Consider the following 18,716-nt stretch of genomic DNA (forward strand, 5'->3'; position numbering starts at 1 on the left):
GCAAACGCCCCGGGCCGGTCACGGCACGAGGCGTTCGAAGATTCGGTCGATTTCATCGCGGGTCGCCTGGACATTCATCGGGGCGCCCGCCCGGAAGGATTTTCCGGTGGCACGCTCCTCGAATGCGGGCGTCTGGGTCATCGGCCTGGTCTCTTCAAGCCGAGCAAACGGAGTGCTCGGGGAATCGACGCTACTCCTCCGCCGTGGCGGCGGCAAGGGGACCTTCGATGATTTGCGGCGCCCTGCCGACGGTCGGCAAGGCGCTGTCAAATGATTGAAAATAAAAGGTTATTTATCGGCGACGATGATCTCGACGCGGCGGTTGCGCGCCCGGCCCGCCGCGGTGCCGTCGTCTGCGATCGGAGCCGTTTCGCCCATGCCCGTGGCCTGCATTCGCGACTTCGGCACGCCTGCGTTCGCCAAGGTGTCGCGCACGGCGTTGGCGCGGCGTTGCGAGAGCTGCTGGTTCGCGTCGGCTTCGCCCTGGCCGTCGGTGTGGGCCTCGATCGAGATGCGGCCGGTCGGCGCCGCGGCGATGTAGGCGCCCAGTGCGGCGACGTTCGCGGAGGCGGCCGCGGTCAGCGTCGACTTGCCCGAACCGAAGGACGTGCCGTCGAGCGTGAAGACCTCGCCGCGCGCATCGCGCTTCGACGCCGGCAGCGATCCGGCGCCGGTGAGTGCCGCCTCCTGGCGGGCGAGCGCGGCTTCCTTCTCGCGTGCGGCGGAGAGCTTCGATTTCTGGTCTCCGGCGACGTCGAGGATGATCTCCTCGGCCTGCATGCGCGCGGCGGATTCGGCTTCGACGCTCGCGCGCAGGCGCTGCGCTTCTTCCATCTGGATCTGCGCTTCCACGCGCATGCGCTCGGCTTCCTGGCGCGCGCGTTCGGCTTCCTGGCGGCTCGCTTCGACGAGGAGGTCGCTGCGTTCGCGGTCGAGGCGATCGACGTCGCGGCGCGTGGCCTCGGTGCGCGCGGAGAGTTCCGCCGTTTCCACGCGCCGCTGCGCGACCTGCGTGGCCTGCGCGCGGTCGCTCTTGCGCACGTTGGCGAGCGCGTCGACCGACTGGCGTGCTTGCAGGCGCTCGTAGGACGCCATGCCCTGGAGGCGGGCATCGGCGTCGAGCGCGATGAGGCGTTGCGACATCGCGGTCTGCGCGTCGGCGTTGGCCGGCACGTTCGGCTCGGTCCAGGCCAGCGGCGCCGGGCCCGCATCGTCGGCGCCCAGCTGCAGGCGTTGGCGAAGATCGGCGATCTCGTTGCGGCGCTGGTCGTAGTCGGCCTGCGTGCTCGCGGCGCGGCTGCGGGCGAGCGCGAGGTCGCCCCACGATGCGGCCGACTCGGCCAGCAGGCGCGCATCGTCCTCCTCTCCCTCGGACATCGCCGACTGCGCCCGGCCCAGCGCGTTGCGCGCATTGGCCAGCTCGGCGGCCGCGTACTGGTCCGCATCGGCGTTCTCGGCACGCGCCACCGACTGCTGCGCTCCCGCCAACTCGTTGGTCGGCGGCGGCAGGCTCGAGCAGCCCGACAACATCGCCGTCGTGACCAGCGCGACAGCGATCACAAGGCCGCGCAGCCTCGCATGTTGCGTTTCAGGGAAGTGTGCGAAGCTTGGGCGCATAGGGGTGCCGTGCCTGGGTTCGTAGGGGATTCGACGCGCGGTCATTGTGGCAAGCCGGGCCGCGCATGCAAACGGTCGCATCGGGGCACTGAATACCAAGGGGTACGCAAAAATGGACATCGGCTATTTCCTGAAGCTGATGACGGAGAAGAACGCCTCCGACATGTTCCTGACCACCGGCGCGCCGGTGTACATCAAGGTCGAAGGCAAGCTTTATCCGCTCGGCAACACGGGCCTGCCCGCGGGCATGGTGAAGAAGATCGCCTACTCGCTCATGGATGAAGGCCAGGTGCCGATGTTCGAGCGCGATCTCGAACTCAACATGGCGATCGCCCTGCCCGACTCCGGCCGCTTCCGCGTGAACGTGTTCAAGCAGCGCGGCGAAGTCGGCATGGTGATCCGCGCGATCCGCAGCGTGATCCCGTCGATCGAGGAGCTGCAGCTGCCGCAGGTGCTCAAGGAGATCATCATGGCCCCGCGCGGCCTGGTGCTGATCGTGGGCTCCACGGGTTCGGGCAAGTCGACCACGCTCGCCTCGATGATCGACCACCGCAACAGCACGTCGGCCGGCCACATCCTCACCATCGAGGATCCGATCGAATACCTGCACAAGCACAAGAAGTCGATCGTGAACCAGCGCGAAGTCGGCCTGGACACGCACGCTTTCCACAACGCGCTGAAGAACGCGATGCGCGAAGCGCCCGACGTCATCCTCATCGGCGAAATCCTCGACGCGACCACGATGGAAGCGGCGATCGCGTTCGCCGAAACCGGCCACATCTGCCTGGCGACGCTGCACTCCAACAACGCCGACCAGACGATCGAGCGCATCCTCAACTTCTTCCCCGAGGCCGCGCACAAGAACGTGCTGATGAACCTCGCGCTCAACCTCAAGGCGGTGGTGTCGCAACGCCTGGTGGTCGGCGTCGACGGGCGCCGCGTGCCGGCGGCCGAAGTGCTGATCAACACGCCGATGATCCGCGACCTGCTGCGCCGCGGCCAGGTGCACGAGATCAAGCAGGCGATGGAAGAGTCGCTGGAAGCAGGCATGGAGTCGTTCGACCAATGCCTGTTCCGCCTCTACAAGGAAGGCAAGATCGAGAAGGAAAACGCGTTGAACGCGGCCGACTCGCGCGATGGCCTCGCCCTCAAGTTCCGCCTGTCCGAAGGCGCGACCGGCGAACACGACCCCTACGCGGACGTGTTCGACGCCAAGGTCAACTGACGGGCGCGTCGGGCTGCTTTTCCGGGCGCGCGGCGTCGAAGGCCGGCAGCGCCAGGCACGCCTGTTCGATGCGCACGATCGTCGGGAAGCGCGCGACGTCGATGCCGAAGCGGCGCGCGTTGTAGACCTGCGGGATGAGGCAGCAATCGGCGAGCGTCGGCATGTCGCCGTCGCAGAACGCGCCGGTCGAGGGATGGTCGACGAGCATCGCCTCGAACGCCTCGAACCCCTCGATGATCCAGTGCCGCACCCATTCGTCGCGCTCGGGCTGCGGCACGTGCCACTCGCGCTCGAAGTACTGCAGCACGCGCAGGTTGTTGAGCGGATGGATGTCGCAGGCGACGAGCTGCGCGAGCCCGCGCACGCGCTGACGGTCGCGCGCCGTGGCGGGCAGCAGCGGGGACTCGGGCCACACTTCGTCGAGGTATTCGAGGATCGCCATCGACTGGCGCAGCATGCGCTGGCCGTGTTCGAGGACGGGCACGAGGCCCTGCGGATTGGCGGTGCGGAATTCGGGGCGGTGCTGCTCGCCGCCGTCGCGCAGCAGGTGCACGGGGTACGACTCGTACGGCAGGCCCTTGAGGTTCAGGCCGATGCGCACGCGATACGCGGCGCTGGAGCGCCAGTACGAGTACAACCGCAACCGATCGTTCACGTCAGCCCTGCTCCCCAGTGCGCCCGCGTGGGTTGCACCTTAGCTCGCTTCGATGCGCTGGTCGATGGCGCCGAAGATCGAGTCGCCGTTCGCATCGAACATCTCGATGCGCACGCTGTCGCCGAAGGACAGGAAGGGCGTGGTCGGCTTGCCGTGCTCCAGCGTTTCCACCGTGCGCTTCTCGGCGAAGCACGAGGCGCCCTTCGAGGTGTCCTCGTTGGCGATCGTGCCCGAACCGACGATCGTGCCCGCCGACAGCGGGCGCGTCTTTGCCGCGTGGGCGACGAGCTGGGCGAAGTCGAACTGCATGTCGACGCCCGCTTCCGGCGCGCCGAACCAGGCGCCGTTGACGTGCGTCACGAGGGGCAGGTGGACCTTGTTCGACTGCCACGCATCGCCCAGTTCGTCGGGCGTGACGAACACCGGCGACAGCGCGGAGCGCGGCTTGGACTGCAGGAAGCCGAAGCCCTTGGCGAGTTCGGCGGGAATGAGGTTGCGCAGCGAGACGTCGTTGACCAGGCCCACGAGCTGGATGTGCGTGGCCGCGCGTTCCGGCGAGACCGCCATCGGCACGTCGTCGGTGACGATCACGATCTCGGCTTCGAGGTCGATGCCATAGCTTTCGTCGACGACCTTCACCGCGTCGCGCGGACCCAGGAAGCCGGCGCTCGTCGCCTGGTACATCAGCGGGTCGACGTAGAAGGATTCCGGCACTTCGGCGCCGCGCGCGCGGCGCACGCGTTCGACGTGCGGGAGATACGCGCTGCCGTCGACGAATTCGTACGCGCGCGGCAGCGGCGCTGCGAGCGCGGCGACGTCGAGGTCGAACGCGTCCTGCGCTTCGCCTGCGTTCAATGCATCGGAGAGTGCGTTCAGGCGCGGGGCGGCGTTCGACCAGTCTTCCAGCGCGCGCTGCAGCGTCGGCGCGATGGCGGTGGCGCGCACGGCGCGCGTGAGGTCGCGGGAGACGACGACGAGCGTGCCGTCGCGGCCGCCTTCCTTGAGGGAACCAAGCTTCATGCGGAGACTCTCGAACGCGTGGGAGCCGCGCATTGTAAGCGCCTGAACGAAAAAACCCGCCTTTCGGCGGGTTCGTTCGTATTTGGCAGCCCCGGATGGATTCGAACCACCGAATGCCTGAGTCAGAGTCAGGTGCCTTACCGCTTGGCGACGGGGCTGTATAAAGCTGGGCTTGCGATTGTACCGCGATTCGCGAAGCGGATCGTGCTCTGCAGGATCAGCGCTTCGAGAACTGCGTGGCGCGGCGGGCCTTGTGGAGACCGACCTTCTTGCGCTCGACTTCACGCGCGTCGCGGGTCATGAAACCGGCCTTGCGCAGTTCGGTCTTCAGCGTTTCGTCGTATTCGACGAGCGCGCGCGAGATGCCGAGGCGGATCGCACCGGCCTGGCCGGTGATGCCGCCGCCTTCGACCGTCACGACGACGTCGAACTTGTCGGTCGACTGCGTCAGCTCGAGCGGCTGGCGCACGATCATGCGGGCCGTTTCGCGACCGAAGAAGTCTTCGATCGTGCGGTCGTTGATGGTGATGGTGCCGTTGCCCTTGCGCAGGAACACGCGGGCGGTGGAGGACTTGCGACGGCCGGTGCCGTAATTCTGCTGGATCGCCATGACGTTACCTTAGATATCCAGGGGCTGCGGCTGCTGGGCCGTGTGCGGGTGGTTCGGGCCGGCGTACACCTTGAGCTTGCGATACATGGCGCGGCCAAGCGGATTCTTCGGGAGCATGCCCTTCACGGCGGTCTCGATGACGCGCTCGGGATGGCGCTCCAGCGCCTGGGCGAGGGACTCGGTCTTCAGGTTGCCGATGTAACCGGTGAACCGGTGGTACATCTTGTCCTGGAGCTTCTTGCCGGTCACGTGGATCTTCTCGGCGTTGATCACCACGAGGTAATCGCCGGTATCGACGTGGGGCGTGTAGACGGGCTTGTGCTTGCCGCGGAGGCGGCGGGCGAGCTCGGTGGCGAGGCGGCCGAGGGTCTTGCCGTCGGCATCGACGATGTACCAGTCACGCTGGACGGTCTCGTTCTTGGCGCTGAAAGTCTTCATGCGTAACTCTTCTTGGGTACATGGTCGGGCTTGTTCCGGCGACCCGTTGCAGGAGCCGGAAGGTTGCCGCGCGATGTAGGGCGGAACAAAAGAGGCGGAATGATAGCCGCGCCCCGGGGCCGCCGCAACCCTTCAGGTCGCGTGGATCGCGGGGGCGGCGGGCCATCCGGGGGGCGCGGGGCCTTATTTGGCCTGCGGCGCGGCCGCCGGGACCAGGCGCACGGAGCCCTTGATGTACTCGATGTACTCGGGGAACTCGAGGCCGTTGTTCTTGTTGGCGTCGTACGCCGACATGGGCGGCGCCGACTTGCCGAGGCGCTGCACGATCAGCAGGTTGGCGAACTCGCCCGCTTCGAGCTTCCCGCTCTTGTCGGCATCCTGGCGCACGAACTCGGCCTGCATGCGCTGCATCACCATGTCGCTGCGCAGCGCGGCCCAACCGACGAGGAACTCGTTCTTCGACAGCGTGCCGTTCTTGTCGGTGTCCCACTGGGCGAACACGGCGTCGGGACCGCCCTGCTGCTGCGCGGCGGCGGGTTGCGCGGGCGCAGGCTTGTTCTGCGCGAACGCCGGCGAAGCGGCCACGAGCGCGATCAGGAAAACGTTGCGGATGTTCATGCGGCCTCCGAGGGGGAACTGAGCGCCCGGAAGTTTAAACTGCCCCCATGGACCGCGCCCTGACCCCGCTCGATCGCGTGCTGGCCGATGCCCAGAACGCCCTCTCCACCGTCTTCGGCCGCCCCGACGCGGGCCGCGCGAACCCGGCCGGAGACACCGCCGACGTGGTCATGGAGGACGATGAACGCCGCCACGCGGCCGGGCTCATGCGCATCAACCATGTCGGCGAAGTCTGCGCGCAGGCGCTTTACGTCGGCCAGGCCGCGGTCGCGCGCGACCCGCGCACGCGCGAGCAACTGCTGGCCGCCGCCGCCGAGGAAACCGACCACCTCGCGTGGTGCGCAGACCGCCTCGCCGAACTCGATTCGCGCCCCAGCCTGCTCAACCCCGTCTGGTACGCCGGCAGCTACGCGATCGGCGTGATCGCCGGCCTGCGCGGCGATGGCTGGAACCTGGGCTTCGTCGTGGAAACCGAACGCCAGGTCGAAGCCCACCTGCACGAACACCTCGAGCAACTTCCCGCCGCCGACCTGCGGAGCCGCGCGATCCTCGAAACGATGAAGGAAGACGAAGCACGCCACGCCGACCATGCGCAGGCGCAAGGCGCGCGCGTGTTGCCGCAACCGGTGCCGACCATCATGGCGGCCGCATCGAACCTGATGAAGACGATCGCCTACCGCATCTGACGCGATCGGCGACGCAAACAAAAAGGCCGGCGATTCGCCGGCCTTTTTCGTATCACTCGGACAAATTTCGCCCGTGGTACAGCTCTTCGATTTCGCGCTTGAGGCGCGCCTCGATCTTCATGCGCTCCTTGAACGAGAGGTTCTTCGCCTTCTCTTCGAAGAGGTAGTTGTCGAGGTCGAATTCCTTCAGGTGCATCTTCGTGTGGAAGATGTTTTCCTGGTAGACGTTGACGTCGAGCATCTCGTAGCGCGACTTCACGTTCTTCGCCAGGTAGTCCTGGATCGAGTTGATCTTGTGGTCGATGTAATGCTTCTTGCCCTTGATGTCGCGGGTGAAGCCACGCACGCGGTAGTCCATCACCACGATGTCGGATTCGAGCGACTCGATCAGGTAGTTCAATGCCTTCAGCGGCGAGATCACGCCGCAGGTCGCGACGTCGATGTCGGCGCGGAAAGTCGCGATGCCGTTGTCCGGATGGGTTTCCGGGTACGTGTGCACCGTGATGTGCGACTTGTCCATGTGCGCGACCACCGCCTCGGAGATCACGCCCTTGGCGAGCGCCTTCTCCACGACCGGCTGTTCGCTGATCAGGATGGTCACCGACGCGCCCTGCGGGTCGTAATCCTGGCGGGCGACGTTGAGGATGTTCGCGCCGATGATCTCCGCCACGTCCGTCAGGATCTGGGTGAGGCGGTCGGCGTTGTATTCCTCGTCGATGTATTCGATGTAGCGCTGGCGCTGCTCTTCCGACACCGCGTAGCAGACGTCGTAGATGTTGAACGACAGCGCCTTGGTCAGGTTGTTGAAACCCTGGAGCTTGAGGCGCGGCAGCGGCTTGACCATCTGTCGAATCCTTGGGTGGTGCACGGCGAGGGGGTGCCGTCGAGGGGCGCGATTATGCGGCATGCGGGCCCGTAGGGGGATCGCGCGGCGTGCACGCTATCTACCGCTGCTCGGAAATTGGGCCTAAGCTCCAGCGATCCCCCGTTCCACTCCCCTTGTTCACGACGCCGAGCCCATGAGCCCAACCCTGTCGCCGCACGCCACGCCGCTCCGTCGCGCCACCAGTCCCCTTGCCCCCGACGCGCCCACGCTGGAGCGTTTCCTCGCCCAGTGCCACCGCCGTCGCTATCCCACGCGCACCGATGTCTTCCGCCCCGGCGACCCGGCCGGCACGCTCTATTACGTCGTCAACGGCTCGGTGAGCATCATCACCGAGGAAGACGACGGGCGTGAGCTGGTGCTCGGCTACCTCGGCGCCGGCGAGTTCGTCGGCGAGATGGGCCTGTTCATCGAAACCGAGAAGCGCGAAGTGGCGCTGCGCACGCGCACGCCCTGCGAGCTCGCCGAGATCAGCTACGAGCGCCTGTATCAACTGCTGCTCGGCCCGCTGGTCGCCGACGCGCCGAAGATCCTCTACATGATCGGCGCGCAGCTTTCGCGCCGCCTGCTCGATACGAGCCGCAAGGCCGGTCGCCTCGCCTTCCTCGACGTCACCGACCGCATCGTGCGCACGCTCCACGACCTGGCCCGCGAGCCGGAATCGATGAGCCATCCGCAGGGCACGCAGCTGCGCGTGTCGCGCCAGGAGCTCGCGCGCCTGGTCGGTTGCTCGCGCGAAATGGCGGGCCGCGTGCTCAAGAAGCTCGAAGCCGAGGGCAAGCTCCACGCCCGCGGCAAGACCGTCGTGCTGTACGGGACGCGCTGATGGAAGCCGACGCCGCCGTGACCCTGCGGGTACGAGGCGTCGGCCCGGACGACGCGAAGGCGGTCGCCGCCCTGCTCGACGTGCTCGGCTATCCGTGCACGGCCGAGGAAGCCACCGCGCGCATCGCGGCCTGCCGTGAAGAACCGCGGCAGTTCCTGGTGCTCTGCGAATGCAACGGCGAGCCCGCCGGGCTCGCCGCGATGAAGCTGAACTACTCGATCACGCGCGGCGCCGACGTCGCGCGCATCACCGCGATGGTCGTCGACGAAGCGCACCACGGCGTTGGCATCGGTCGGCGCCTGCTGCGCGAAATGGAAACGCTCGCGCGCCGCAACGGCGCGGTGCGGCTCGAAGTCACCAGCAATCCTTCACGCAGCGGCGCGCACGCCTTCTATCACGCGTGCGGGTACTCGGATGGGTCGCGGCACTTCGTGAAGCTGCTGGGCGACTGAGGAGCAAAAACAGGGGTCAGAGCACCATTTCGACGAAATGGTGCTCTGACCCCTGTTTTTGCTTGCCTCTGGTTACTCGCCGCCGCGCTCGACGCAACCCCAGTTGAGGATCGGCGTGCCAGCCGGCAACACGCGGCGGAACATCTCGATGCGGCCCGGCTTCGGGTTCACCACCACCGGCTTGCGCGCCGCGAGCAGCAACGGCAAATCGGCTGCGCTGTCGGAATACGCGACTTCGATCGGCCCATAGCCCGCGCCGCGCACCATGCGCATCTTGTTTTCGTGGTGGCAGTGCTCGCGCGTGACGAGGCCGCCGAGGAAAGGGCGCGAGAGGCTGCCGATCACGGGCAGGTCCTTGTGCGCGACGAAGTCGAGGATCGCGCGCGCGAGTTCCGGCGGCGCGCCGGTGGCGACGAGGACGCGGTCGCCGGCCTTGCGATGCGCTTCGAGCACTGCGAGCGCCTTCGGAAGCAGGCGCGAACGGATGCGTTGTTCGTCGCTCGCGACGTATTGGTCGATCAGCCTGTCGAGCTCGTTGCGCTCATGCAGTCCAAGCGTTCCGATCCAAAGGAACCCCGAGATCCCGAACCGCCGCGTCGGCAGGAACGCGACGAGCGGCAGCAGCAAGGGCGCGGCGAGGATCGCCGCAACGCGACGCCACCAGCTGCGCTTGATCAGCCACAGCACCAGGTGTCCGCCCGAATCGCCGTCGTACAGCGTGTGGTCGAAGTCGAAGACGACCAGCGGCGGCGTTGCGTCGTTGGCGCTCATGCGAACAACTCGCGCAGCGCTTTGCCCGGATCCTGCGCACGCATGAAGGTTTCGCCGACGAGGAACGCGTTGATGCCCGCGTCGCGCATGCGCGCCACGTCGGCGCGCGTGCCGATGCCGCTCTCGGTGACGAGGATGCGGTCGCGCGGCACCGCGTCGCGCAGTGCGAGCGTGGTGTCGAGCGACACGTCGAAGGTGCGCAGGTTGCGGTTGTTCACGCCGAGCAGCGGCGCGGGCACCTGCAGCGCGCGTTCGAGTTCGTCGATGTCGTGGACTTCCACCAGCACGTCCATGCCGAGTTCGAGCGCGAACACGGTGAGGTCGGCCAGCTGCAGGTCGTCGAGCGCGGCGACGATCAACAGGATGCAGTCGGCGCCGAGCGCGCGCGCTTCGTAGACCTGGTAGGCGTCGATCGTGAAGTCCTTGCGCAGCACCGGCAACGCGCAGGCCTCGCGGGCCTGCCGCAGGTACGCGTTGCTGCCCTGGAAGTAGTCCACGTCGGTGAGCACGGACAAGCACGCCGCGCCGCCGGCTTCGTAGCTGCGCGCGATGGCCGCGGGATCGAAGTTCGCGCGGATCACGCCCTTCGACGGGCTCGCCTTCTTCACCTCGGCGATCACCGCGGGCAGGTCCCGTGCACGCTTGTCGCGGATCGCCTGCGCGAATCCGCGCGGCGCCGGCTGCGCGAGCGCTGCTTCGCGCATCACGGCGAGTGGACGCATGCGCTGGCGTTCTTCGATTTCCTCGACCTTGCGCGCGAGGATGGCCTGCAACACGTCGTTCATGCGGTCATTCTGCCCGTTATCCCCGCGTCGGCTTGCCATAGGCGCGTTCGACTTTCGCCACGCGCAACTCGAAGTGCGCGTACCAATGGTTGCGGCCGTGCGCGCGCGTCGCCGCATGGTCGGCCTGGTGTTTCCACGCGCTGATCGCCGCTTCGCTCGCCCAGTACGAGACGGTGATGCCGAAGCCGTCGCTCCCGCGCACGGTTTCCGCGCCGAGGTAGCCGGGCTGTTGCTCCGCGAGCGCGAGCATGCGGTCGGCGGCTTCGGCGTACCCGGGTTCGTCCTCGCCATTGCGCAGCGAAGAGAAGATCACCGCGTAATACGGCGGGTCGGGCAGCGCTGCGAATCCCGGCGGCAAGGTCATGGGTCGACTTCCGCGAGGCTGCGCGTGGTGGAGACGAACTCGTCGAGCTTCGCGCGCGCAGCACCGGATGCAATCGTGCGTCGCGCGAGCGCGATGCCTTCGTCGAACGATTCCGCGAGCCCCGCGACATACAGCGCCGCGCCCGAATTCAACGCGACGATCTCGCGCGGCAGGCCCGGCATGTCTTCCAGCGCCGCGAGCAACATGATCTTCGACTCGCCCGCGTCGTTGACCCGCAGGTTGCGCGAGGCGGCCATCGCGATGCCGAAGTCTTCCGGATGCACGTCGTATTCGCGCACCACGCCATCGCGCAGTTCGCCGACCAGCGTGCCGGCGCCGAGCGAGATCTCGTCCATGCCGTCGCGGCCCCACACGACCAGCGCACGCTGCGCGCCGAGTTCCTGCAGCACGCGCACCTGGATGCCGACGAGATCGGGATGGAACACGCCCATCAGGATGTTCGACGCGCCCGCGGGATTGGTGAGCGGGCCGAGGATGTTGAAGATCGTGCGCACGCCCATTTCGCGGCGCACCGGCGCGACGACCTTCATCGCCGGATGGTGCAGCGGCGCGAACATGAAGCCGATGCCGGTGCGCTCGATGCATTCGGCGACGCGCTCGGGTGAGAGTTCGATCTTCGCGTCCAGCGCTTCGAGCACGTCCGCGCTGCCCGACTTCGACGACACGCCGCGACCGCCGTGCTTCGCCACGCGCCCGCCCGCCGCGGCGACGACGAACATCGACGCGGTGGAAATGTTGAACGAACTCGCGCCGTCGCCGCCGGTTCCGACGATGTCGACAAGATGCGTGCGATCGCGCACCGGCACCGGCAGCGCGAACTCGCGCAGCACCGACGCCGCGCCGGCGATCTCGCCGACGGTTTCCTTCTTGACGCGCAGGCCGGTGAGGATCGCCGCGGTCATCGTCGGCGACACTTCGCCGCGCATGATCGCGCGCATCAACTCGACCATCTCGTCGTGGAAGATCTCGCGATGCTCGATCGTGCGTTGCAACGCTTCCTGGGGCGTGAGGGCCATCGTCAGCGTTCCAGGAAATTCTTGAGCAGCGCGTGCCCGTGTTCGGTGAGGATCGACTCGGGATGGAACTGCACGCCTTCGACCGGCAACGTGCGATGGCGCAGGCCCATGATCTCGTCGAACGAACCGTCCGCGTTCTCCGTCCACGCCGTGATTTCGAGGCAGTCCGGCAACGTATCCTTCGCGACGACGAGCGAGTGGTAGCGCGTCGCTTCGTATCCATCGGGCAGCCCGGCGAACACGCCGAGGCCTTCGTGGCGGATGCGCGAGGTCTTGCCGTGCATGATCGTCTTCGCGCGCACGACGTCGCCGCCGTAGACCTGGCCGAGGCTCTGGTGGCCCAGGCACACCCCGAACACCGGAATGCGCGGGCCGAGTTCGCGGATCACATCGAGCGACACGCCCGCATCGTTCGGCGTGCCGGGCCCCGGCGAAATCATGATGCGTTCCGGCGCGAGCTTCTCGATTTCCCCCACCGTCAGCGCATCGTTGCGCACGACCTGGACTTCCGCCCCCAACGTCTGCAGGTACTGCACGAGGTTGAAGGTGAAGCTGTCGTAGTTGTCGATCATCAACAGCATGGCGCCAATATCACCTTGAATTTGCAGGATCTTTTCCGCCAAAGCTGAGCGCTGGACCACCTTTGGGACCACCTCGGCCGGCGGACGGGTGCCACGAGCCGATACATGATGCCTCCACCCTGCCTGTATTCATACGCGGCTCGTTGAGGCGGTCCTCAGCCCCATGTCCGCGCCCCGCATCGGTACGCAGATCGATTCCTCGAATTTCCGGGCGTTGGCAATCGATTGCGCCAAGGGGCCAAGGGCTTCAGCGCGCTCAATGCTGAATTTCTGATCGCGGGAGCCCTGCAGCCACCTCACGAAACGAGGCCAGGGCGGCCTCTAGGTGTTCGATGATCTCCAGCGCGAGCACATCCGGCGACGGAAGATTGTCGAGATCGTCGAGGCTGTCGTCTTTGAGCCAGAAGATGTCCAAGCTGGCTTTGTCGCGCGCAACCAGGTCCTTGTAGTCGAAATAGCGGAATCGCTCCGACTCCTTGCGCTTATGGCGATTGGCTGGGCTGTATGCGTCGACGAATTCCTGCAGATCCTCGCGGCGCAACTGCTTGGTCTTCAGGGTGAAGTGCTTGTTGGTGCGCAGGTCGTAGATCCACACCCCCTTGGTGTGGACCTTGCCGTCCTTTGGCTTGGCGTCGAAGAACAGCACGTTCGCCTTGACGCCTTGGGCATAGAAGATGCCGGTGGGCAGACGCAGCAGCGTGTGGACGTCGCAGGTTTCCAATAGCTTGCGGCGGATCTTCTCGCCGGCGCCGCCTTCGAACAGCACGTTGTCCGGCAGCACCACCGCAGCCTGGCCGGTTATCTTGAGCATCGAGACGATGTGCTGAAGGAAGTTGAGCTGCTTATTCGAAGTGGTCTGCCAGAAGTCCTGGCGCTCGTAGGTGAGCGCGTCGCGGTCCTCCTCGCCATCCTCGTTGGTGATGGTCATGCTGCTCTTCTTGCCGAAGGGCGGATTGGCCAGCACGTAGTCGAACTTCTGCTTCGGCTCGGAAATCAGGGCGTCGGAGCGATCCACTGTCGGTTCGCCGTCGAGGTCACCGACGTTGTGCAGGAACAGATTCATCAGGCACAGACGGCGTGTGGCGGCGACGATCTCGTTGCCGAAGAAGGTCTTGTGCTTCAGGAATTTCTGTTGGTTCTTGTCCAGCTTCACGCCGTTACGGGTGAGCCAGTTATAGGCGCCGAGGAAGAAGCCGCCGGTGCCACAGGCCGGGTCGGCGATGGTCTTGCCGGGGTCAGGCTGCACACATTCGACTATTGCCTCGATCAGCACGCGCGGGGTGAAGTACTGACCGGCGCCGCTCTTGGTGTCTTCGGCATTCTTCTGCAGCAGGCCTTCGTACAGGTCGCCCTTGGTGTCAGCGTCGAGGCTGATCCAATTCTCGGCGTCGATCATCTGCACGAGCCGCGCTAGCTTGGCCGGGTCCTGGATCTTGTTCTGCGCCTTGAAGAAGATCGCGCCGAGCATGTCGGGCTCTTCGCCCAGCTTGTGCAGGACCTTCAGGTAGTGCGCTTCCAGCGGCTCGCCGGTTTTGCCGCGCAGGCCGGTCCAGTCGCAGCTCTTGGGGATGTGGGTGTCGCGGTTGTAGGGAGGCTGCGAATATTCGTGGGCCAGTTTCAGGAACAGCAAGTAAGTCAGCTGTTCGAGGTAGTCGCCGTATCCGACGCCGTCGTCGCGCAAGGTGTGGCAGAAATTCCAGATCTTCTGGACGAGGGCGGTGCTGTTCATGAGGTCTTCCTGCGGCGGCGTTGGGTGCTGCCGTTATTGCTGGCGCGTTCTGCGCGGATCCGTGCCAGCAGTTCGCTGGCGGGTTCTTCGTCTAGGTCTTGTGGGACCAATTGGCCGGCGAACGCGGCCTTTAGCAGGTTCTTGCGTTGAGCGGCAGCCTGTTTTAGCGACCGTTCCGTCGCGGCCACTTGCCCCCTAGATTCAGCGAGCGTCGCGGCAAGGCTTTCCATGGCGACGTCCTGCTCCGACAAAGGAGGCAATGGCACCGGAATCTTTGAAATCTTTCCAACGCTCAATGTGTAAAGGCCACTGGTTGTTGCGGCAAGCGCTGTCATGCGCTGGATGCCACGCAGTGAGTTCAGCCATGCCTCAATGAACTCGCCTTTGACTAGAACAGGACGAGCGCGAATCAGGTGGTTCTGATGGACAGCATTTTCGATAGAGCCATCCCATAGCGCACAACGGCCAATTTCAGTGAGGCTCCCATTTCCTTCGACGACTAGGATGTCCCCCTTTTGAAGAGCGAGCCTCTCGAGCTCACCTTCAAAGAGCTCGATCTCGTGGATCTCATCCAGCTTCAGATGACCTCGCGCCACGTTTGCGACGCGCAGAAATGGGTAGCGATTTGCCACTGGCGCGCGAGATGGCTGTTTCTGGATGCCGCCTTGTATCTCGGCCAACTGATCCAAGCTCGCCCACGTCCAGCCGTCCGGCAGTGGTGGCAGGTCGGCGAGATCTGGCGCAACGGGCTCGGAGTACTTGGCTCGCCAGCCTTTGGGCGGCGCGGTGCCTTGCTCGGCGAACTTGGCTAGTTGCTTCTGCTCCCAGCGGGCGCGGCGTTCGCGCAGGATGCGTTGCAGCAGGTCGGCGCCGGTTTCCTGCGGCTTACCGGGGGCCGCGCGCCAGTCGGCCGTTAGTGCGCCTTCCACCGCTGCCTTCAGCAGTGACTGGCGGTACTGCGCCAGCTTGCGCTGCGCGGCCTTCAGTTCGGCCACACCTGCATCGAGGTCGGACAACAGTTCTTCCAGCTTTTCGATGATGCGGGCCTGTTCCTTGCACGGCGGAATCAAAACGTCGAGGTCAAGCAGGATGCGCTGATTCAGATTCACCATCGTTGTGCCGACCGCCTCAGCCGTCAGGTGCTTGACGACTGCATCGCTTGACAACAAACCTTGCAGGAAATCAGAGGCGATGCCTTGTCGGGGTCGAACGATGAGAGACCCTGTTCCACATAGCCAGCCCACCTGGGTGGCCTGCACAACCGCGCAGCGCCCCATTTCGCCTCGCCGACCGAGGACCACGTCGCCAAAGTCGAGCCGAAACTCATTCAGGCGCTCTGCAGTTTCCTGACTCACACGATGCTTCTGGGACGGGTTTATTCGCCCATTTTCAATGTGCATCGGGTTGACAATGGGAATGCCGCCGTCGACGTAGTCATGCTGATGTAGCGAACTGCCAAATGGGCCCGTTCTGAGTTCGACGACGTCCTTCAGTTTTGCCGATTCCCACCCGCTTGGTACTTCTCTCAAGCCACCAACTCCTCATTCATCTCAGTCAGCAGTTCATCCAGCTGCCCGCCGAATACATTCCACGCCTTCTGCAGCCCGCCCTTGCCGGCCAGCTGCGCGTAGTCAAAATCGTCGCGCTCGATGCGGCAGCTGCTGGCGATATGGTCCTTGACCAGTCGCAGCCACTCCATCTGCTCCGGCGTGAACGCAGTCGCGCGCCGGGCATTGTGGCGGAACACCCATTCGGCGAAGCGCTTGTCCACGCTGTCGGCGAACGGCCGCAGCTCCTCGTCCATGCCTAGGGCGAAGCGCACCAGCGAGACCATGTCCGTCAACTGCCGGCGCACGCCGTTGCCGCGGACCTTGCTCTCCTGCACGCGCGCGTAGGCCGACCACAGCTTCTCGGTGGTCAGCATCAGCGGCGGCCGCGACAGTGCATCGTGCAGCTCGTCGATCATATCGAGGGTCAGCTCGCGCCGGCTGTAGGGTTGGGCGTAGAAGAAGCCCAGCGCCGCGATTTCGTCGCGATGGTTTTCCAGGAATTCGCAGAAGCGGCTGACCGTCGCCTCGGCATTGGCCTGCGCCTGCGCGGCAAACTCGCTGCGCGTGACAGTGTCGAGGTTGAGGTGGTCGATCAGCTGCTCGCGTTCGCGGCGGGCAGATTCGATCAATTCGCGCAGGGCCGGGGCGTCGAACGGCTGGCACGCGGCGTCCACGCGCTTGCGTCGTGCCGCGTCCAATTCCGCTTCGGTCAGCGTGGCTTCGCTCCGGGTGACGCCGGCGGCCTTTGCCGTGTCCAATGCATCGGCGGCGACGCGGTCGGGGTCGAGCGCCTGCACGAGGCCGCGCGCGAGGTCCTGTAGGCCGAGACCGCCGCTGGCCTGCTTGATCCGGATCAGCGCCTTGTCGTCCAGCTGCTTGGCCAGCCGCACCAGGCGATTGCCAAGGCTCAGTACCGTGTCCGGATCACGCGCGCCCACGGCCACGCCCTTGAGCAGGTTATCCAGGCTGAGCGTGGGCGTGCGCTCCAGCGGCCGGCTTTCGGTCTTGAGCGATTTCTCCACGCCCACCGCGTCGATTAGGACGAAGTGGGTCTTGGCGCCGTCGGCGGAGTTGCTGACCTTCTTCAGCGACTCGGCATCGAGGCTGCGCACGCCGCGGCCCTTCATCTGCTCGTAGTAGCCCTTGCTGCGCACGTCGCGCATGAACAGCAGCACTTCCAGCGGTTTGACGTCGGTGCCGGTGGCGATCATGTCAACGGTGACGGCGATGCGCGGGTTGTAGTCGTTGCGGAAGCTGGCGAGCACCGTGTCGGCGTCGTCGCCGGCCACGGGCTTCCCGGTCTCCGGATCGAGGCCGGCGCGGTAGGTGACCTTCTTGCAGAAGGCGTTGCCCTCGTCGTAGATCTCGCGCACGGTGCGGATGATGTCGTCGGCGTGGCTGTCGGTCTTGGCGAAGATTAGGGTCTTCGGGGTTTCCTTGCGGTGTGGGAAGATCCTGGTCTCCACCGCGGTCTTCATCGCCTGGATGACCTGGCGGATCTGGCTAGGGTTGACCACCGACTTGTCCAGGTCGGTGGCGCCGTAGGCGGTGTCTTCCTCGGTTTGTGCCCAGCGCTTGGCCCGGGTTTCGCGGTCGCGGTGGTCGACCCATTCCTGCGCCTTCAGTTCAGCGCCCTTGCTGGTGACCTCGGTTTCGATCTCATACACGTCGTAGCCGACGTTGACGCCATCGACCACGGACTGCTCGTAACTGTACTCGGCGACAACGTTCTCGTTGAAGAAGCCGTAGGTGCGCTTGTCCGGTGTGGCGGTGAGGCCGATCAGGAAGGCGTCGAAGTAGTCCAGCACCTGCTTCCAAAGGTTGTAGATACTGCGGTGGCACTCGTCAATGACGATGAAGTCGAATTGCTCGATTGGCACCTGCGGGTTGTATTGCACCAGCCGCGCCTGGGTGTCGGCCTGGCCGACTTCGTTGAGCGAGATGTCTTCGCTGGTTTCGGCCAACTCGGTGCCGGACAAGATCGAGTACATGCGCTGGATGGTGCTGATGCAGACCTGCGCGTGCGGATCGATGTTGCTGGAGGACAACCGCTGAACGTTGTAGAGCTCGGTGAACTTGCGGGCGTCGTCCGGCGGCGTGTAGGCCATGAACTCCTGGTGCGCCTGCTTGCCGAGGTTGCGGGTGTCGACCAGGAACAGGATGCGTTTGGCGCCGCCGAACTTGAGCAGGCGGTAGACCGATGTAATGGCGGTGAAGGTTTTGCCGGCGCCGGTAGCCATGTGGATCAAAGCGCGCGGTTTGTTCCTGGCCAGTGACTTCTCGAGGCCGGTGACCGCGTTGATCTGGCAGTCGCGCAGGTTGCGCTCCAGCAGCGGCGGCATCTGGGTGAGGCGACCGCGCAGGGTGTCGGGTTGTGCGGCCCAGTCGGCAAGGGTTTGCGGGCGGAAGAAGTTGAACAGCTCGCGGGCCCGCGGCGCGGGGTCGGCGCCGTCGGTGAAGTAGATGATCTGGCCGGTGCCTTCGTAGAGGAAGCGCAGGGGCTTGCCGCCGTTGCGCCATTTCAGCGTCGCGTTGGCATAACGCTCGGTCTGAGCCTCATGAGCGCTTAGGTTGGCGCCGGCTTCGTCGCGCTTCGCTTCGATGACGCCTACGGGTTCGCGGTCGACGAACAGCAGGTAATCAGCTGGACCCGTGTCGGTCGGGTATTCGCGGACTGCGACGCCCTGCCCCGCCCCCAAGTTGACGTGCTTAGTGTCCTGGACGAACCAGCCGGCGGCTTCCAGCTTACGGTCGATTAGTTGGCGTGCGCGCGCTTCCGGCGTCATGCAGATCCCTCCCCAGACATCACTATAGCCGGCCCCGGCCCGCTGACCCCTGTGCCCCTCGGTATCCTTGCTAGGGGATCTCG

Annotated in this window: 20 protein-coding genes and 1 tRNA gene; 4 read left to right on the forward strand and 17 right to left on the reverse strand. The window is 65.6% G+C overall.

Annotation, left to right across the window (positions count from 1 at the left end):
• Window positions 1-18: 18 nt before the first annotated feature.
• Window positions 19-141 carry a hypothetical protein gene (locus LK996_RS16570; RefSeq protein ID WP_255656396.1) on the reverse strand — a complete coding sequence of 41 codons (123 nt, stop codon included), beginning with the start codon at window positions 139-141 and terminating at the stop codon, window positions 19-21.
• Between the two features lie 147 nt (window positions 142-288).
• Window positions 289-1,560, reverse strand: a complete 1,272-nt coding sequence (locus LK996_RS05900) for an OmpA family protein (protein WP_230526195.1) — start codon at window positions 1,558-1,560, stop codon at window positions 289-291.
• 169 nt (window positions 1,561-1,729) lie between these two features.
• Between LK996_RS05900 and LK996_RS05905 the strand changes: the two genes are divergently transcribed.
• On the forward strand, window positions 1,730-2,842 hold the full coding sequence (locus tag LK996_RS05905; RefSeq protein ID WP_230526196.1) for a PilT/PilU family type 4a pilus ATPase: 1,113 nt from the start codon (window positions 1,730-1,732) through the stop codon (window positions 2,840-2,842).
• On the opposite strand, the gene maiA is transcribed toward LK996_RS05905, so the two are convergent.
• From maiA to LK996_RS05935, 6 genes are all read right to left on the reverse strand, one after another.
• The gene (gene maiA / locus LK996_RS05910; RefSeq protein WP_230526197.1) at window positions 2,835-3,497 is read right to left on the reverse strand and encodes a maleylacetoacetate isomerase; all 663 of its coding nucleotides are present in this window, start codon (window positions 3,495-3,497) and stop codon (window positions 2,835-2,837) included. The two genes, LK996_RS05905 and maiA, sit on opposite strands and share 8 nt — an antisense overlap.
• 39 nt (window positions 3,498-3,536) lie before the next feature.
• Window positions 3,537-4,517 (reverse strand): fumarylacetoacetate hydrolase family protein, encoded by a 981-nt coding sequence (locus LK996_RS05915; RefSeq protein WP_230526198.1) that lies wholly within the window; start codon window positions 4,515-4,517, stop codon window positions 3,537-3,539.
• Between the two features lie 83 nt (window positions 4,518-4,600).
• Window positions 4,601-4,675, reverse strand: a tRNA-Gln gene (locus tag LK996_RS05920).
• A gap of 59 nt (window positions 4,676-4,734) precedes the next feature.
• The gene (gene rpsI / locus LK996_RS05925) at window positions 4,735-5,127 is read right to left on the reverse strand and encodes a 30S ribosomal protein S9 (protein WP_230526199.1); all 393 of its coding nucleotides are present in this window, start codon (window positions 5,125-5,127) and stop codon (window positions 4,735-4,737) included.
• Between the two features lie 9 nt (window positions 5,128-5,136).
• Entirely contained in the window at window positions 5,137-5,565 is a 429-nt protein-coding gene (gene rplM / locus LK996_RS05930; RefSeq protein ID WP_230526200.1) for a 50S ribosomal protein L13, read from the reverse strand.
• Between the two features lie 183 nt (window positions 5,566-5,748).
• A complete protein-coding gene (locus LK996_RS05935) occupies window positions 5,749-6,183 on the reverse strand; it encodes an EF-hand domain-containing protein (RefSeq protein ID WP_230526201.1) in 435 nt (144 codons plus the stop codon).
• A 47-nt stretch (window positions 6,184-6,230) separates the two neighbouring features.
• On the opposite strand from LK996_RS05935, the gene coq7 reads away from it, so the two are divergent.
• Window positions 6,231-6,869 carry a 2-polyprenyl-3-methyl-6-methoxy-1,4-benzoquinone monooxygenase gene (coq7, locus tag LK996_RS05940; protein WP_230526202.1) on the forward strand — a complete coding sequence of 213 codons (639 nt, stop codon included), beginning with the start codon at window positions 6,231-6,233 and terminating at the stop codon, window positions 6,867-6,869.
• A 52-nt stretch (window positions 6,870-6,921) separates the two neighbouring features.
• On the opposite strand, the gene speD is transcribed toward coq7, so the two are convergent.
• Complete coding sequence (gene speD, locus LK996_RS05945) at window positions 6,922-7,713, reverse strand: adenosylmethionine decarboxylase (protein ID WP_230526203.1); 792 nt, start codon at window positions 7,711-7,713, stop codon at window positions 6,922-6,924.
• Window positions 7,714-7,888: 175 nt separating this feature from the next.
• Here speD and crp point away from each other — a divergent pair, with 175 nt between their 5' ends.
• Together crp and LK996_RS05955 are read left to right on the forward strand one after the other, a co-directional pair.
• Window positions 7,889-8,578, forward strand: coding sequence for a cAMP-activated global transcriptional regulator CRP (crp, locus tag LK996_RS05950; RefSeq protein WP_230526204.1), 690 nt, complete (start codon window positions 7,889-7,891; stop codon window positions 8,576-8,578).
• Window positions 8,578-9,030, forward strand: coding sequence for a GNAT family N-acetyltransferase (locus LK996_RS05955; protein ID WP_230526205.1), 453 nt, complete (start codon window positions 8,578-8,580; stop codon window positions 9,028-9,030). The genes crp and LK996_RS05955 overlap by 1 nt, the downstream gene beginning before the upstream one ends.
• Window positions 9,031-9,102: 72 nt before the next feature.
• Here LK996_RS05955 and LK996_RS05960 read toward each other — a convergent pair whose 3' ends face one another.
• The 8 genes from LK996_RS05960 to LK996_RS05995 form a co-directional block, all read right to left on the reverse strand.
• Window positions 9,103-9,801, reverse strand: a complete 699-nt coding sequence (locus LK996_RS05960; protein WP_230526206.1) for a haloacid dehalogenase-like hydrolase — start codon at window positions 9,799-9,801, stop codon at window positions 9,103-9,105.
• On the reverse strand, window positions 9,798-10,586 hold the full coding sequence (trpC, locus tag LK996_RS05965; RefSeq protein WP_230526207.1) for an indole-3-glycerol phosphate synthase TrpC: 789 nt from the start codon (window positions 10,584-10,586) through the stop codon (window positions 9,798-9,800). The genes LK996_RS05960 and trpC overlap by 4 nt, the downstream gene beginning before the upstream one ends.
• Window positions 10,587-10,602: 16 nt before the next feature.
• Window positions 10,603-10,950 (reverse strand): antibiotic biosynthesis monooxygenase family protein, encoded by a 348-nt coding sequence (locus tag LK996_RS05970; protein ID WP_230526208.1) that lies wholly within the window; start codon window positions 10,948-10,950, stop codon window positions 10,603-10,605.
• Window positions 10,947-11,987 (reverse strand): anthranilate phosphoribosyltransferase, encoded by a 1,041-nt coding sequence (gene trpD / locus LK996_RS05975; protein ID WP_230526209.1) that lies wholly within the window; start codon window positions 11,985-11,987, stop codon window positions 10,947-10,949. Before trpD ends, LK996_RS05970 begins: the two co-directional genes overlap by 4 nt.
• Before the next feature lie 2 nt (window positions 11,988-11,989).
• Window positions 11,990-12,568, reverse strand: coding sequence for an anthranilate synthase component II (locus tag LK996_RS05980; RefSeq protein WP_230526210.1), 579 nt, complete (start codon window positions 12,566-12,568; stop codon window positions 11,990-11,992).
• Window positions 12,569-12,824: 256 nt separating this feature from the next.
• Window positions 12,825-14,297 (reverse strand): class I SAM-dependent DNA methyltransferase, encoded by a 1,473-nt coding sequence (locus LK996_RS05985; RefSeq protein ID WP_230526211.1) that lies wholly within the window; start codon window positions 14,295-14,297, stop codon window positions 12,825-12,827.
• Window positions 14,294-15,826, reverse strand: a complete 1,533-nt coding sequence (locus tag LK996_RS05990; protein WP_230526212.1) for a restriction endonuclease subunit S — start codon at window positions 15,824-15,826, stop codon at window positions 14,294-14,296. Before LK996_RS05990 ends, LK996_RS05985 begins: the two co-directional genes overlap by 4 nt.
• Entirely contained in the window at window positions 15,823-18,633 is a 2,811-nt protein-coding gene (locus tag LK996_RS05995) for a type I restriction endonuclease subunit R (RefSeq protein ID WP_230526213.1), read from the reverse strand. Before LK996_RS05995 ends, LK996_RS05990 begins: the two co-directional genes overlap by 4 nt.
• Between the last annotated feature and the right edge of the window lie 83 nt (window positions 18,634-18,716).

The organism is Noviluteimonas lactosilytica (genome assembly GCF_020866925.1).
GTDB lineage: Bacteria > Pseudomonadota > Gammaproteobacteria > Xanthomonadales > Xanthomonadaceae > Noviluteimonas > Noviluteimonas lactosilytica.